Here is a 15,742-nt window from a genome sequence, read left to right as displayed (position 1 = left end):
GGCGCCCTGTACCTATTTGATTACCTTTCCTATAAACTACAAATATATATTATAGGAAGAACCCAAAAATTACCATAAAAATTTGATCATTCTAACATATGTACCGTGACGGCACTCATTAAAAGGCACTTTCTGACCTGCATTATATTCCTGACCATAGATGTTCTCTTCTACTTCTACGGTATCTGTCTTCTCAAATCCAAGCTTCTCACAAATATGTATAGATACCTTGTTCTCAGCCTTGACCAAAGTCTGCACCTTATCAAACTGAAGAACTGCCTTGCCATAATCAAGGATTGCTGAGCAAACTTCCATGGCATAGCCCTGTCTCTGGTACTCTTTTCCTATTAAAAAGCCAAGCTCTATATCGTCAAAACCATTCCTTACAGAATAGCCTGCTCTTCCAACAACGACACCGTCTGACTTTCTGACAACCGTCCATACTCCAAAGCCCATAAGGCCATATACTTTATCAATGTAGTCCTTTTGATATCTCTTTTCATCTTCTGGATTTTCAAAAAGACCTTCCATATAGCGTGTCATCTCTGGATCCGCGTAAAGTTTGTAGAATTCATCTACATCTTCTAAAGTTGTCTCCCTTACAATAAGTCTCTCTGTCTTAAGAACCTCCCAGGGCTCGCCCGCATATCTCTGATATGCTTTAACAAAAGAGTCTATATCCACCTCGGAAATGTCGGTAAAAATATATTTTAGTCCCTTGAATTCTGAAGAAATATTCTCTGCATGAGCTATTCCGATGACATAAAAGCCTTTTTCTGAAAGCTCTTTTGCCTTATCTTGTGAATCTGTAGCGATCAAAATAGTCTTTTTGTGTGATTCGTAATCGTCTTCTGGAAACTTAGATGCCTCGAATACAGCAGATGAATAGCCCTGCTCCACCACATAGGCCGATTCGTCCTGAACTAAAGGAACTATGATTTCATTCTCATAGATAAAAAAGATTGAATTAAGCACAATTGCCACCTCAAGAAAAGTATACCATATATGCGGGTTTTGGGCATAAAAAAAGCTCATCACATCATTTTACTGACATGCGGGCGTTCATAATTTGTTTACAATTAATTAAAAGAATGGTTACTTCAAATCATCTTTTGGACATATTGGCTTGTTATTATAATAGTGTCAGATGAGTTAAGACAATACCAAATAAAAAACTTTTTCATAATATGCCAGGTAAGGGTAGCTTACCTGGCATCCTCCCTTTTATAGGGCTTTTTTTATTTATTCAATTATTTCTATTTCTTTTCTATTATTTGTGGCTTCCCTGGAGGAACTTCTCCATATCAGCTACAGCATTCTCTTCATCTGTTCCATCAGCGATAACAGTAACAAGCTCGCCAGATGCGATATTAAGTGTCATCATTCCCATGATGCTCTTAGCGTTTACTTTCTTGGACTGAGCCTCGATATGTACTGTGCTCTCGTACTTACTAGCGAGCTGTACAAGCTCTGCAACTGGTCTAGCCTCAAGGCCTCTAGGTAACTTGATTTCGATAGATTTTGTTAACATAATTCCCCTCCTTTAGGATCTTAACTTATCCGCAAGTTCGCTTAGTTTCCTAAGTCGATGATTAACTCCTGACTTACCAACAGGTGGATCCAAGAACTTTCCAAGCTCCAAAAGTGTTGCATCTGGATGCTCAAGTCTGATCTCCGCCATCTCGCGAAGGCTCTCCTGCAGTTTATTAAAACCATAATGGTCTCTTATATATGTAATATCCTCTATCTGCTTGGTAGCTGCATTAACGGTCTTAGTAATATTGGCAACCTCGCAGTTAACTCTTCTATTGATGGAGTTCCTCATCTCTTTGACGATTCTGAGATTCTCCAGATTCATGAGACTAACTGGCGCTTCCATTATATTAAGCAGGTCTACTATTCCAGCACCCTCCTTGATATAGAGGACGTAATATTTTTTGCGACGAACTATTCTGGCTTCTATATCAAAACTCTCGATGAGTTCCTGTAAAAATGTGGCTTCTGCCTCATAATCACATACAAATTCCAGATGGTATCCTTTGTTTGGATCACTGATAGATCCAAGACATAAAAATGAATCTCTAATGAACGCTCTCTTGCAACAAGAATTTCTAGTTACAATTGGATTCGTTCCTTCGTTTATGTCACGAATCCTGCCATCACTATCTATCATCTTGATAGCCTTAAGGCAAGAATCTATAAGCCCCACGTCATCTAGCACAGGCTTGTTATCATGGGCACTTGACGAAATACCATTTCCTATATTAAATGCTTTTTTTATTAATGTAAAGAACTTTCTGACCACCAACTGGTTATCGGTTTGTAGGTATAGCGCTGTTGCTATGCCGTCTTTTATCTCGATATATCCTGCGCTACTAATGATAGCAGCAAGCTCTGCCAGCTGACAGTGTCTGGAGCTTCCGATTCGCTTAGCCAGCTCCTCTTTTACCTCTGATGAAAAAGACATATCTCACCTTACCTGTTATTTAGCCTGCTTGACATCCCTGTGGAAAATTTTAAGTCCATAGTTACCTTTTGAAGCTTTGAGCCTGTCATAGAGCTCATTTGCAATAGTCACACTTCTGTGCTGGCCACCGGTACAACCAATGGCTACAACAAGCTGGTACTTGCCTTCCTGAACATATCCAGGAATAAGGAATTTGAGCATATCTTCAAGCTTATCAACAAACTCACCGCATGCAGGGAAGCTCTTAACGTAATCCTGAACACCTTTGTCATTACCTGTCTGATGCTTGAGTTCATCGATATAAAACGGATTTGGTAAAAATCTTACGTCAAAAACAAGATCTGCATCATATGGAATTCCGTATTTGAATCCAAATGAAAGAATAGTGATCATGAGAGAATTGTACTCTTCGTTCTTAACAAAGATCCTGTCTAATTCTTCCTTGAGTTCTCTAGTAAGGAGCTGAGATGAATCAATAACATAATCAGCTCTCTTTTTTACTTCTGCAAGAACGTTTCTCTCCTTGGCAATGCCATCCTCGATCCTGTCGCCAACAGAGTTGACGTTCATAGGATGGATCCTTCGGGTTTCCTTATATCTTTTGATAAGGACCTGATCGCTGGCGTCCATATAGAGAACTTCTACAGGGATGCCTCTTTCCTTGAGGGAATCGATCATTCCAGCAACTTCTTCAAATTGCTGACCGGCTCTTGCATCTATCCCGAGGACGACTTTATTGATCTCACTATCAGGCATTGTGATGAGTTCTGCGAATTTCTCAATGAGAGAAACAGGCAGATTATCAACGCAGTAGAACCCTGCATCTTCAAGCATATGTATGGCCGTAGACTTACCGCCACCACTCATTCCCGTGACTATTACAAACCTCATAGTATTCCCTTTCTTTTTGGTTTAAACTTATCTTAACTAAATTTTCCCAATATTATAACTTCAGGCTCGAGTTTAACATTAAACTTCTCATAAACATGTTTTTGAACTTCTTTTATCAAGTTAAAAATGTCAGAAGATGTGGCATTTCCTTTATTAACTACGAAACCGCAGTGTTTCTCGGAGACTTGGGCATCGCCGACGGAGAAACCGCGAAGGCCTGCGTCTTCGATGAGCTTGCCTGCGAAGTAGCCTTCCGGACGTTTGAAGGTTGAACCTGCACTTGGATATTCGAGAGGTTGCTTATCGCGGCGTTTCTCGGCAAGTTCCTTCATCTGTGCTGTTATTTCCTCTTCTTTTCCTCTTTTGAGGGTTAATAAAACTGATAAGACTATAAAGCCTTTATTCTTGATGGCACTTGTACGATAACCAAACTCCATGGTGTTGTTATCAAGAACCATGATCTCACCTTCTGGAGAAAGGACTGTAACTTCAGTTACAACCTGTGCCATCTCTCCGCCATAGGCTCCGGCGTTCATGATCATTGCTCCGCCGATGGTTCCTGGGATTCCTGCCGCAAACTCAAAACCTGTAAGTGAGTTATCTCTTGCAAAAGAAGCGATGGTGGAATTCATTGCACCTGCTTCTACATAGATCTGATTTGATCCTTTTAATTCTACTTTGTTAAATTTGCTAAGGGAGATGATCACTCCATCATAGCCTTCATCAGAAACCAGAAGATTACTACCATTGCCAAGTACAAAGTACTCGATTCCAAGGCGTCTTACGAGGTCCATGACCTTTTTAAGCTGCTCCTGATTTTCTGGTCTCAAAAACAAGCAGGCAGGCCCACCAGTTCTAAATGTAGTGTGCCTGCTCATAGGTTCATTAATTAATAAATTCTCTGCTGAGACGATCTGTCTCATAGCTTCTATTAAACTGCTATTCAAATTGTTACATCCTTTATATCTATTACTGTATCATCATCTTGGCAGCGCCATAAACACCTGCGTCATTTCCAAGTTTTGCAAGAGCAAACTTAGCTGATGCACAGCCTGGGAATACGTATTTCTTAAAGCTTGGCATGAGAAGGTCAAAGAGCATCTCACCAGCCTTAGATACGCCACCACCGAGAACGATGATCTCAGGGTTAACAACGCTTGCTGTGATAGCAATACCTTTTCCAAGATAATATCCGTACTGCTCTGCGATCTTGACTGCAAGAGCGTCGCCCTTCTTGGCTGCATCAAATACGTCTTTACATTCGAAATCACCATTTCTAAGAACGCTGTCTTCGCTGCTAGCAGCAAGCATTCTCTTGGCAATTCTCATAGCACCTGTAGCAGATGCATACTGCTCGAAGCATCCGTGATTGCCGCATCCGCAAGCATCAACTTCATCATCTACAAGATGGATATGTCCGATCTCTCCGCCAGAGCCCTTAGCACCTGTAAGGATCTTGCCTTCGTTGATGATACCACCACCAACACCAGTACCAAGTGTTACAAGGAGCATATTAGGATAACCCTGTCCGCCGCCCTTCCAAGCTTCTCCAAGAGCAGCTACGTTAGCATCGTTACCAGCCTTAACTGGAAGCTTCAACTTCGAATGGAATTCATTAACTACGTTGCAGTTCTCCCATCCAAGGTTAACTGCCTGATAGCAAAGTCCATCAACATTGACAGCACCAGGAACGCCAACACCAGCGCCGATCACTTCTGAATCGTCAATGTTTTTTTCTTTCATCTTATTTCTGATTGCTTCTGCTACATCAGTTAAGATCATCTCGCCGTGATTTTCTGTTCTTGTTGGGATTTCCCAGAAATCAAGCTTCTCTCCAGTCTCAGTCAAAAGACCGATCTTTGCAGTTGTTCCCCCTACATCTGCGCCAAATACATATCTAGCCATAACAAAACCTCTTTCTATTATTTATTATTCATCGTCATCTTCTTCACCGCGTCTTTTTGCAAGTGAATTCTGAACTCTATTGTAAAGCTCCTGAGCTGCGTTGTAGCCCATAGCTTTCTGTCTGTGGTTAACCGCTGCTGATTCACAGATAACAGCAAGGTTTCTACCTGGACGAATTGGAATACGGTGGCAAACTACCTTGTTGCCAAGATATTCTGTGTACTCTTCCTCAAGACCAAGTCTGTCGTACTCCTTGTCCTTGTCCCAATCTTCAAGCTTGATAACAAGGTCAATGGTCTGTGTCTCTCTTACGCTTGATGCACCGTAAAGTGACTTAACATCGATGATACCTACACCTCTCATCTCAATGAAATGCTTGGTGATATCTGGTGCTGTTCCGATAAGTGTCTCTTCGCTGACTCTTCTAAGCTCTACAACATCATCAGATACGAGACGGTGTCCTCTCTTGATGAGCTCGATAGCAGTCTCAGACTTACCGATTCCACTCTCACCAGTGATCAGAACGCCGACACCATAAACATCAACTAATACGCCGTGAATTGAAATACATGGAGCGAGCTTAACATTAAGCCATCTGATGATCTCAGCCATGAATGATGATGTTGACTTCTTGGTCATCAGTACTGGAACCTTCTCTTCCATAGCGATCTTTATGAAAAGAGGATCTGGCGTAAGCTCCCTACAGAATACTACACCAGGAATATCGAACGAGAGAAATTCTCTGTACATCTTTTCTCTTTCATCATCTGAAAAAGATTCCATATATGTGTATTCTACGAATCCGATTACCTGTAGTCTTGTTGCCTCGAAGTGCTCAAAATATCCAGCAAGCTGAAGAGCAGGTCTGTTGATATCTGGCTGGCTGATCCTAATCTTCTTGATATCAAGTTCAGGTGTCAGATTCTCGAGTTTCATTCTTTCAATGATAGTTTTAAGACTAACACTCGCCATTTGTTCCCCTCCAAATTTGTCATGTTAATGTGCATACTCACACGGCTAAATAATATCATAGAATATGAAAAAAGTCATATATCTGCTGTGCAATATTTTCAGGAATTTCAGGTAATGCAGCGAGCTCTTCAACGGAAGCATTCCTGATATCTTCGATAGATTTAAAGCCCTTCATAAGAGCCTTTCTACGGGCCGGTCCAATTCCAGGAATATCATCAAGTGAGCTCTTAACCTGGGCCTTGCTGCGAAGCGATCTGTGATACTCAATAGCAAATCTGTGGGCCTCATCCTGAATCCTTGTGATGAGCTTAAATCCTTCTGACCTTGTATCTATAGGAAGCTCTACGTTGTTGTAATAAAGACCTCTGGTCCTGTGATTATCATCCTTGACCATACCGCAGACTGGAATATGGATTCCCAGTTCATCCAGTACCTGAAGGCAGATATTGACCTGACCTCTTCCGCCATCCATCAGGATAAGATCCGGGAACTTAGTAAAGCTTCCATACTGAGCGTCTATATCTCTTACTTCTAGCTCGTGCTTTTCTTCAATTCCATGAAGAAGCCTTCTTGTTAAGACTTCATGCATGCAGGCATAATCATCAGGTCCTGCAACAGACTTTATCCTGAATTTCCTATAGTCACTCTTTTTAGGTTTGCCCTTTTCGTAAACCACCATGGAACCTACATTAGCAAAGCCGCTTATGTTTGATATATCAAAGGCTTCCATTCTGTTAAGTCCCTTTAGCCCAAGAAGCTTTTCTATCTCTTTTACTGCGCCAATGGTCCTGCCCTCTTCGCGTTTTATTCTCTCTTTGTCTTTAGAAAGAACCAACTGCGCATTCTGAGTTGCAAGCTCCATAAGCTTTTCTTTTTGGCCTCTCTCAGGAACAGAAATATAGACCCTGCTGCCCTTTCTCTGAGAAAGCCACTTCTCTATGATCTCCATGTCCTCGATAGGTTCTGGCAAAACCAGCTCTCTAGGAATAAATGGTGTTCCTGCATAGAACTGCTTAACAAAGTTTTGCAGTATCTCTCCTGATGGATTCTCTGAAACGTGAGTCATGTAGAAGTGCTCTCGGCCTATGAGCCTTCCATCTCTTACAAAGAATACCTGAACTACAGCGTCCTTATCATCAGAAGCGATGGCTACGATATCCTTGTCCTCCATGGAGGAATCAGTCATCTTTTGCTTCTGGGCAACGACTCTTACACTTGCCAAAAGATCTCTGTACTTGGCGGCAGATTCAAAATCAAGCTCTTCTGAAGCTGCCTCCATCTTCTGCTGCAGGTCCTTCATGATAACGCCATAATTTCCATTTAGAAATTCCAGGGCCTTATCAATTCTTTCTCTGTACTCTTCCTTAGTGACATTGCCTGTACATGGGCCGCAGCACTGCTTCATATGATAGTTAAGACATGGCCTGTCTGCACCGATCTCTTTTGGCAAAGATCTGTTACAGGTCCTAAGGCCGTAGATCTTATTGATAAGGTCAATGGTATCCTTAACTGCTGCCGCGCTGGTAAATGGACCGAAATACCTGGACTTATCCTTTTTCATAAGTCTTGAGAAAAGAACTCTTGGAAAATCCTCTGATACTGTCACCTTAATATAAGGATAGGTCTTGTCATCTTTTAAGAGAGTGTTGTATCTTGGCGAATTCTCTTTTATCAGATTGTTCTCAAGAACCAGAGCCTCAAGCTCTGAGTCCGTTACGATGTATTCAAATCTGGCGATCTGCTTCACCATCTGATCTATCTGAGGTCCTCTTCCGATGTTGGCACGAAAATAAGACCTTACACGATTGTGAAGGTTTATGGCTTTGCCAACGTACATGATGGTGTCATTCTCATCACGCATGATATAAACTCCGGGCTTATTAGGGAGTTTTTTGAGTTCCTCTTTTACGTCAAAATTGCTCATTTTTCTTTAGATATAAAAGACCAAACACAAATAGCATATTTGGTTTGGTCTTAGTTACATTATATTATTTATCGAAGTCATTTGGAACATGTGAGAATGTACCGCCGCCTACATTTGGCTGATCGTCCTGATTCTCATCATTGTCTTTGGTCTCTTCATTCTGAGCAGGAGCTGTGAATATTGACTCTGTCTCTTTGAACGAATACTCTTCTGAAGGAGCATCTTCCTGCTTTGGAGTCTCTTCCTTAGGAGCTTCCTCATTCTTTTTCTTGACTGGAACGTTCTCTCCAACCTTAGCTGACTCAGCTCTTGTAGCATAAAGTCTCTTAGCTTTAGTTGCTTCCTTCTCCTCTTCTGTAGGTTCAGGAAGGTTCTCAGCCTCACGGTAGATCTTCATAAACTCTGCGCCTGTGATGGTCTCTTTTTCGATAAGGAACTGAGCGATCTTGTCCATTGTGTCGAGGTGTTCACCAACGATCTTCTTGGCTTTCTCATAGCACTCAGCAAGGAGCTTCTTAACTTCCTCATCAATAAGTGTTGCTGTCTCATCACTGCACTGGAGAACTCTATTTCCATCGAGGTATCTGTTCTGGATAGATTCAAGCTGCATAAGTCCGAATCTGTCGCTCATACCATACAGTGTGATCATATTTCTTGCTACTGCTGTAGCATCGTCGATATCCTGAGCTGCACCTGTTGTTACTGTATTAAATACAAGTTCCTCTGCAGCACGTCCACCAAGTGAAACGATGATTCTCTCAAGGAGCTCATCCTTGGTTCTAAGCTGATTCTCATCTTCTGGAAGATGAAGAACATATCCTAATGATCCCTTTGTTCTAGGAACAATTGTGATCTTCTGAACTGGCTCTGTATTAGAAAGAACTGCGCTTACGAGAGCATGACCAACTTCGTGGTAGCTGACAAGCTTTCTCTCCTCTTTGCTGAGGATTGAGTCTTTCTTTTCTTTACCTGCGATAACCTGCTCAAAGGCTTCCATGAGATCTTTCTGGCTAACGAACTCTCTGCCTTCCTTAACAGCAATGATGGCTGCCTCGTTGATCATGTTTGCAAGATCTGAACCAACGCATCCGCCTGTAGCAAGTGCGAGTTCCTTAAGATCAACTGTCTCATCCATCTTGACATCTTTGGAGTGAACCTTGAGGATCTCTTCTCTACCCTTGAGGTCAGGCTTGTCAACAATGATTCGTCTGTCGAAACGGCCTGGACGAAGAAGGGCTTTATCAAGGATCTCAGGTCTGTTAGTAGCTCCGAGAATGAGAACACCCTTTGATGAATCAAAACCATCCATCTCAGAAAGAAGCTGGTTAAGAGTCTGTTCTCTCTCTTCATTGCCACCGCCGTACTTGTTGTCACGGCTACGTCCGATGGCATCGATCTCATCAATGAATATGATACAAGGTGCATTCTTGCTGGCTTCGTTAAAGAGGTCTCTAACTCGGCTAGCACCTACACCTACATAAAGCTCGATAAAGTCTGAACCTGCAAGTGAATAAAATGGAACATGAGCTTCACCTGCTACGGCCTTGGCAAGAAGTGTCTTACCTGTTCCTGGAGGTCCTACTAAAAGTGCTCCCTTAGGAAGCTTAGCACCGATCTTGGAATATTTGGCAGGATTATGAAGGAAGTCTACAACTTCTACCAAAGACTCTTTTGCCTCATCCTCACCTGCTACATCTTTGAAGGTTACGCCTGTTTCCTTCTGAACATAAACCTTGGCGTTGCTCTTACCAACACTAAGTGGTCCGCCGCCTTTGCTCATCTTTCTGAATACAAATGAAAGGATAAGCCACAGTAAAAGAATTGGTGCTACATATTGAATAATGAAAGCAAGGATCAGTCCTGAGTTGTCAGGAACTTCGCTGCTGACTTCTACGCCAGCTTCAAGCATCCTCTGAGTGAGGTCTGTGTCCTCCTCAGCCTTACCTGTGTAATAAGTTACTGTATTGTTCCCTGTGAAGTAGTAATAGCTTGGACTCTGATTTTCCTTTTTGGAATCAACAGGGTAAATATCGATCCTGTCACTTTCTATGACAATACTCTCAACCTTGCCATCATCAACCATCTGAAGGAACTCGCTGTAAGTAACCTCTCTGTTGGTATCATCGGAAAACGCTTTGAGGAAATATGTCATACAAATCATAGTAACCAAAGCTGCTACTAAAAGTAATATTATGTTTTGTCTTCTTGGAGAATTGTTGTCCCCTCCAAGAGGGTTATTATTTCTCTGATTCTGATTATTATCCATAACTTAAATTCCAATCTTTATTTACGTGATACTACAACCTGTTCGTGTTATAATAAGTTAGCTTATTATAACACTCGTATTGTACTATTATATAGAGTACAATCCAATAATTCAATATTTCAATTATTAAATCGATTTTCTTCATTTTTTAACTAGATTTTCTTCGAGCTTAATTATATAATTATGGCTTGTGTTTATTAATTTTAACTATATATCTCGTCAATAATCAGGAGGAAATTTAAATGGCTGTAAAGTATATCTTTGTAACTGGTGGAGTTGTGTCTGGACTTGGTAAAGGAATCACTGCCGCATCGCTCGGTAGACTCTTAAAGGCCAGAGGTTACAAGGTGACGATGCAGAAATTTGATCCTTATATCAATATCGACCCAGGTACCATGAACCCTGTTCAGCACGGAGAAGTATTCGTAACTGAAGATGGTACTGAAACCGACCTCGATCTTGGTCACTATGAGAGATTTATTGACGAGAATCTTGATAAGAATTCTAACGTAACTACCGGTAAGATCTACTGGTCAGTTCTTCAGAAAGAGCGCCGCGGTGACTATGGCGGACGTACAGTACAGGTTATTCCTCACATTACAAACGAGATAAAGAGTAAGTTCTACAGAAACTTCACAGATGATGAGACACGTATCGCAATCATCGAGGTTGGTGGAACAGTCGGTGACATCGAGTCACAGCCATTCCTTGAGGCCATCAGACAGTTCCAGCATGAAGTAGGACGCGAGAATGCAATGCTCATTCTTGTATCTCTTATTCCTTATCTTCGTTGCTCAGAAGAGATCAAGACCAAGCCTACACAGTCAGCAGTTAAGACTATGCAGGGAATGGGTCTTCAGCCAGATGTTATCGTATGTCGTACAGAGATCGAGCTTGACCAGGATACCAAGGACAAGATAGCTCTTTTCTGTAATGTTCCTAGCAGCCACGTTCTTAACAACCTTGACCTTGAGTACCTCTATGAGGCTCCTCTTGCAATGGAAAAAGAGCATTTGGCTCAGGTAGCTTGTGAATGTCTTGAACTTGATTGCCCAGAACCAGACCTTACAGACTGGAAGGCAATGGTTGATACACTATACTCCCTTAAGCACGAAGTTAAGGTTGCACTTGTTGGTAAGTATACTCAGCTCCATGACGCATACATCAGCGTTGTAGAAGCTCTCAAGCACGGCGGTATTTCAAATCAGACTGCTGTAGATATTAAGTGGGTTGATTCAGAAGAAGTTAATGATGAAAACGTTGCTTCTTATCTTTCAGATGTAGACGGTATCATCGTTCCTGGTGGATTCGGTGATCGTGGTATCGAGGGTATGATCTCTTCTATCAAATATGCTCGTGAAAATAACGTTCCATTCCTTGGTCTTTGCCTTGGTATGCAGCTTGCTATCATTGAGTTTGCAAGAGACGTTATCGGTTACAAGGATGCTCATTCAATCGAATTTGATCCTAACACAACACATCCTATGATAGCTCTTTTACCAGATCAGAATGGTGTTGAGGATATCGGCGGTACATTACGTCTTGGTTCATATCCTTGCGTACTTGATAAAGAATCTAAGGCATTTGAGCTCTTTGGTTCAACAGACATCACAGAGCGTCACCGTCATAGATATGAGGTTAACAACGACTACAGAACAGTTCTTGTACAGAACGGCATGAAGCTTTGCGGTATGTCTCCTGACGGAAGAATCGTAGAAATGATCGAGCTTCCTTCAAACGACTTCCACATGGCTACACAGGCTCATCCAGAGCTCAAGTCTCGTCCTAACAGACCACATCCTCTTTTCTCAGGATTCATCAAGGCTTCACTTGAGCACGAGAATAAGAGATGATCTTATAACAACAAATAAAGCGCAACCGGTTATCCGGCTGCGCTTTAATTATGCTTTAAAAGCTTTATTTCATATTACATAAGTGAAAGAGCTTCCTCATCAGCGATAAGTGTGAAGTCCTGATGAAGCTGAAGAACTGAAGCTGGCACTCTTGGAGTGATCTCTCCTGTGAAAGCTTCCTTAATAATAGGTGCCTTTGCTTTTCCACTTGCTACCATTACGATCTTCTTGGCTTTCATGATAGTTCCAATGCCCATTGTGTAAGCCTGTCTAGGGACCATAGACACATCCTCAAAGAATCTCTTATTAGCCTCAATAGTGCTCTCTGTAAGGTCAACTCTGTGTGTCTTCATCATATATGTCTCAGCGGGCTCATTGAAGCCGATATGGCCGTTATTTCCAATTCCAAGGAGCTGAATATCAATTCCGCCAAGGCTCTCGATAACCTTCTCATAACGCTCGCATTCTGCCTCTGCGTCTTCGTTTGTACCATCAGGAATATTTACATTCTTTGGATCAATGTTTACCTTTGAAAAGAGATTCTTGTTCATAAAGTATCTATAGCTCTGATCATTGTCAGCTGAAAGACCTACATACTCATCAAGGTTAACTGTCTTAACCTGAGCGAAATCAAGGTCTCCTTTGCCGTACCATTCAACGAGCTTTTCATACAATCCAAGAGGAGTAGATCCTGTTGCAAGTCCTAACACGCTGTCTGGCTTAAGTATCATCTGTGCTGAGATAACGTTTGCTGCCTTTCTACTCATGTCCTGATAATCTCTTACTTTGATAATTCTCATTTTATTTCTCCTTTAGCATCGATAGCCAGCTTCACTGCGCCCATGATTCCCTGGTCGTCATTTAAACTTGCTGGAACGATGTATTTATCCATGTTCTCTAATTCTTTTGTATTTAAATATCCATTAAGCTGTTTAACAACTTTTTCTCTTATCAGTGGAAAGAGCTGCATCTGATGCATTACTCCACCACCAAGGATAATAATCTGCGGACTAAGTGTCAGAATAAATGAAGACAGTGCTTGAGCAATGTATTCGCTCTCAAGCTCCCAAACTTCATCTCTATCTGCAAGTTCAACTGCCTTCTTGCCCCATCTCTCTTCGATAGCTGGGCCTGCTGCCAAGCCTTCAAAGCATGTTCCGTGATAAGGGCATTTTCCGGCATAATCATCTCCAGAAACCTTGGCAAGTCTGATATGTCCAAGTTCTGGATGAAGCATTCCATGGAGAAGCTTTCCATTTGTCATGACTCCTCCGCCTATACCAGTCCCGATAGTAAGGTACAGGGCATCTGTTTTATCTTTTGCGCATCCCCATGTAATCTCGCCTAAAAGGGATCCGTTAACGTCTGTATCAAATCCAACAGGTACATTCAAAGCTTTTTTGAATGCGCCCACAATGTCATAATTCTTCCATGCAAGCTTTGGTGTTGATGTGATATATCCATAGGTCTTAGAATCCTTGTTTAAGTCGATTGGACCAAAACATGCTATTCCAAGGCTCTCAATTTCTTTATCCTTAAAAAAGTCGATCATCTGAGGCATAGTTTCCTCTGGTGTCTTTGTAGGAAAAGATGCTCTCTCCAAAATTTTGCCGTTTTCGTCACCAATCGCTACGATCATTTTGGTGCCGCCTGCCTCAAGTGCTCCGAATCTCATAATTCTCCTCCTAATTTATATATCTTCTTATAAGAAGATTATATAAATTAACAAATTGCTATTCAATCAGATAAGGCGCTAAAGAGGGCCGCCTAATGGCAGCCCCCAGCCTTATTTAAAACTCTTTAAAAGTCATTTTAGTTTACTGAATCATAATATGCTGCTCTTGCATCAAGAATCTTCTGAAGTCCAGAATTTACAAGCTCATCATAGCCCTTCTGATATACAGTCTCAAACTGGTCTGATGGTGCGCAGATACAGTTGTAAACGAATGTGAGCATCTTGTTCTTGATGTCTGTTCCGTAGGTTGCCTGCTCATCTGAAATGTATCCGTAGATAGGGAAGCGATACTTTCCGTTAGCGCAAACGTCGTAGTAGTTCTCATACCACTCTACTGAAGCCCAATCCTGCTCCTGTGCAGCATACTGTGACTTAGACATTGTCTCGTAGTCGTTAACCCAATCAAAGTTGAGGTTCATGATGCAAAGATCATCACATGTTCCAGGATATCCCTTAGCTTCCTTGTCAGCTGTTGAAGGCTCATTTGCTACGCCAAGCTCATCATATGTAAGCTCTGGTGTGTAACGAACCTGAACTGCGTTAGCTGGATCTGCGAGCCAGTTGAGGTACTTCATGCAAGCTGCTGCCTGTTCATCGTTTGTTGTCTCTTCTGGGATCATTACGAACATTGCATATCTATACTCATATGGTGTTCTGTATGATCCATCTGGAAGATCGAAGCACTGTACTGGGATGAATGATGCATCTTCTGCGCCCAGGGTTGTGTTGAGGACTGCTGTAGAATCCCAGATATGTGTTGTATCGTCAAGAACGAAACCAACCTTACCATTAGCTACATCTGCGAGGAATACGCTCTCATCTGTATCTGTTGGGAAGTCCTGGGTAATAAGTCCATCGTTGTACCACTGATTGAGCTGTTTGAGACCATCTTTTGATCCAGGAGCTACAGCCATGTATGACTCAGCATATGTGTATGCCATCTTGTCATCTGTAAGAGTTACATATGAACCAACGAAGTTGAGGTACATCTTCTCTGTATCTGAACGTCCGCTCATTGCCCAAGGTGTTCCAAGTCCAGCATCCTTAACAGCGTAGAGATATTTGCCAAGTTCTTCTTTTGTCTTAGGAACATCCATACCAAGCTGGTCAAGCCAATCCTTACGGATATAAGCTGTGTGACGTGCATTCTCTGTTCCTCTCTGCTTCATAACGGCAAACTTCTGATCACCAAGATCACCGATACCGTTCTGAGCTTCACCGCAATACTGCTCGATGTTTGAACCATACTGCTGATAAAGTGATGAAAGGTCTTTTAATGCTCCGCTTGATGCGTAGTTGTAGAAAAGATCCTGTGAATAAGTAAATACGATGTTAGGTGCTGTTCCACCAGACATCATGATATTAACTTTGTCATCTGACTCAGATCTTGGAACAGAAACGTAAGTAACGTTAATGTTGTACAGATCCTTCATCTGTTTCTGTATCCACTGAGTAAGTGCATTGTCCTCAGTAGTTGTGTTTGGTGCAGCATTACCTCTGTCCCAAACCATGACTGTGATATCTACTTCGTCGCCCTTAAGATCCTCTGCTGCAGCATCTGTTTTGCCAGAATCAGAAGTAGAATCAGCTGTCTGTGTGCCGTTTGTGTCAGCTGGTGCTTTGCTGTTGCCACAGCCTGCAAGCACGCCCATAACCATGCAAGCACTAAGCACTGTTGCCAATAGTTTCTTTTTCATTGTAATCCTCCTTTGTAAGAAAAAAATATCTG

The 15,742-nt window shown here is 41.9% G+C and carries 13 protein-coding genes; 1 reads left to right on the top strand and 12 read right to left on the bottom strand.

Annotation, left to right across the window (positions count from 1 at the left end; genetic code table 11):
- Window positions 1-69: 69 nt before the first annotated feature.
- The 9 genes from BLS24_RS06520 to ftsH form a co-directional block, all read right to left on the bottom strand.
- Window positions 70-975 (bottom strand): GNAT family N-acetyltransferase, encoded by a 906-nt coding sequence (locus BLS24_RS06520; protein ID WP_176764357.1) that lies wholly within the window; start codon window positions 973-975, stop codon window positions 70-72.
- A 295-nt stretch (window positions 976-1,270) separates the two neighbouring features.
- Window positions 1,271-1,531, bottom strand: a complete 261-nt coding sequence (locus BLS24_RS06515) for an HPr family phosphocarrier protein (RefSeq protein WP_071174969.1) — start codon at window positions 1,529-1,531, stop codon at window positions 1,271-1,273.
- Between the two features lie 12 nt (window positions 1,532-1,543).
- The gene (gene whiA / locus BLS24_RS06510) at window positions 1,544-2,467 is read right to left on the bottom strand and encodes a DNA-binding protein WhiA (RefSeq protein WP_091757287.1); all 924 of its coding nucleotides are present in this window, start codon (window positions 2,465-2,467) and stop codon (window positions 1,544-1,546) included.
- A gap of 15 nt (window positions 2,468-2,482) precedes the next feature.
- Window positions 2,483-3,358, bottom strand: a complete 876-nt coding sequence (rapZ, locus tag BLS24_RS06505) for an RNase adapter RapZ (RefSeq protein WP_071174967.1) — start codon at window positions 3,356-3,358, stop codon at window positions 2,483-2,485.
- Between the two features lie 32 nt (window positions 3,359-3,390).
- A complete protein-coding gene (murB, locus tag BLS24_RS06500; protein WP_242872244.1) occupies window positions 3,391-4,305 on the bottom strand; it encodes a UDP-N-acetylmuramate dehydrogenase in 915 nt (304 codons plus the stop codon).
- Window positions 4,306-4,327: 22 nt separating this feature from the next.
- Complete coding sequence (locus BLS24_RS06495; RefSeq protein WP_091757283.1) at window positions 4,328-5,263, bottom strand: ROK family glucokinase; 936 nt, start codon at window positions 5,261-5,263, stop codon at window positions 4,328-4,330.
- A gap of 24 nt (window positions 5,264-5,287) precedes the next feature.
- Window positions 5,288-6,235: an HPr(Ser) kinase/phosphatase gene (gene hprK, locus BLS24_RS06490; protein WP_091757280.1), complete on the bottom strand. Its 948-nt coding sequence runs from the start codon at window positions 6,233-6,235 to the stop codon at window positions 5,288-5,290.
- Between the two features lie 55 nt (window positions 6,236-6,290).
- On the bottom strand, window positions 6,291-8,159 hold the full coding sequence (gene uvrC / locus BLS24_RS06485) for an excinuclease ABC subunit UvrC (RefSeq protein WP_091757278.1): 1,869 nt from the start codon (window positions 8,157-8,159) through the stop codon (window positions 6,291-6,293).
- A gap of 64 nt (window positions 8,160-8,223) precedes the next feature.
- The gene (gene ftsH, locus BLS24_RS06480) at window positions 8,224-10,425 is read right to left on the bottom strand and encodes an ATP-dependent zinc metalloprotease FtsH (RefSeq protein WP_091757276.1); all 2,202 of its coding nucleotides are present in this window, start codon (window positions 10,423-10,425) and stop codon (window positions 8,224-8,226) included.
- A 242-nt stretch (window positions 10,426-10,667) separates the two neighbouring features.
- Between ftsH and BLS24_RS06475 the strand changes: the two genes are divergently transcribed.
- Window positions 10,668-12,278, top strand: a complete 1,611-nt coding sequence (locus tag BLS24_RS06475; protein ID WP_091757274.1) for a CTP synthase — start codon at window positions 10,668-10,670, stop codon at window positions 12,276-12,278.
- Between the two features lie 74 nt (window positions 12,279-12,352).
- On the opposite strand, the gene nagB is transcribed toward BLS24_RS06475, so the two are convergent.
- The 3 genes from nagB to BLS24_RS06460 form a co-directional block, all read right to left on the bottom strand.
- The gene (gene nagB / locus BLS24_RS06470) at window positions 12,353-13,078 is read right to left on the bottom strand and encodes a glucosamine-6-phosphate deaminase (RefSeq protein ID WP_091757272.1); all 726 of its coding nucleotides are present in this window, start codon (window positions 13,076-13,078) and stop codon (window positions 12,353-12,355) included.
- Entirely contained in the window at window positions 13,075-13,953 is an 879-nt protein-coding gene (locus BLS24_RS06465) for an ROK family protein (RefSeq protein ID WP_091757270.1), read from the bottom strand. Before BLS24_RS06465 ends, nagB begins: the two co-directional genes overlap by 4 nt.
- Before the next feature lie 137 nt (window positions 13,954-14,090).
- The gene (locus BLS24_RS06460; protein WP_091757268.1) at window positions 14,091-15,710 is read right to left on the bottom strand and encodes an extracellular solute-binding protein; all 1,620 of its coding nucleotides are present in this window, start codon (window positions 15,708-15,710) and stop codon (window positions 14,091-14,093) included.
- Between the last annotated feature and the right edge of the window lie 32 nt (window positions 15,711-15,742).

Source organism: Butyrivibrio sp. INlla18 (genome assembly GCF_900103635.1).
Taxonomy (GTDB): domain Bacteria; phylum Bacillota; class Clostridia; order Lachnospirales; family Lachnospiraceae; genus Butyrivibrio.
Note: the sequence above shows the minus strand (reverse complement) of the source record. Positions and strands in the feature narration are given on the sequence as shown.

Excerpts from the sequence above, each read along its gene's own strand:
- rapZ (WP_071174967.1), bottom strand. The coding sequence starts at position 3,358 with ATGAGGTTTGTAATAGTCACGGGAATGAGTGGTGGCGGTAAGTCTACG.
- ftsH (WP_091757276.1), bottom strand. The coding sequence starts at position 10,425 with ATGGATAATAATCAGAATCAGAGAAATAATAACCCTCTTGGAGGGGAC.
- whiA (WP_091757287.1), bottom strand. The coding sequence starts at position 2,467 with ATGTCTTTTTCATCAGAGGTAAAAGAGGAGCTGGCTAAGCGAATCGGA.
- nagB (WP_091757272.1), bottom strand. The coding sequence starts at position 13,078 with ATGAGAATTATCAAAGTAAGAGATTATCAGGACATGAGTAGAAAGGCA.
- BLS24_RS06515 (WP_071174969.1), bottom strand. The coding sequence starts at position 1,531 with ATGTTAACAAAATCTATCGAAATCAAGTTACCTAGAGGCCTTGAGGCT.
- BLS24_RS06460 (WP_091757268.1), bottom strand. The coding sequence starts at position 15,710 with ATGAAAAAGAAACTATTGGCAACAGTGCTTAGTGCTTGCATGGTTATG.
- uvrC (WP_091757278.1), bottom strand. The coding sequence starts at position 8,159 with ATGAGCAATTTTGACGTAAAAGAGGAACTCAAAAAACTCCCTAATAAG.
- hprK (WP_091757280.1), bottom strand. The coding sequence starts at position 6,235 with ATGGCGAGTGTTAGTCTTAAAACTATCATTGAAAGAATGAAACTCGAG.
- BLS24_RS06465 (WP_091757270.1), bottom strand. The coding sequence starts at position 13,953 with ATGAGATTCGGAGCACTTGAGGCAGGCGGCACCAAAATGATCGTAGCG.
- BLS24_RS06475 (WP_091757274.1), top strand. The coding sequence starts at position 10,668 with ATGGCTGTAAAGTATATCTTTGTAACTGGTGGAGTTGTGTCTGGACTT.
- BLS24_RS06495 (WP_091757283.1), bottom strand. The coding sequence starts at position 5,263 with ATGGCTAGATATGTATTTGGCGCAGATGTAGGGGGAACAACTGCAAAG.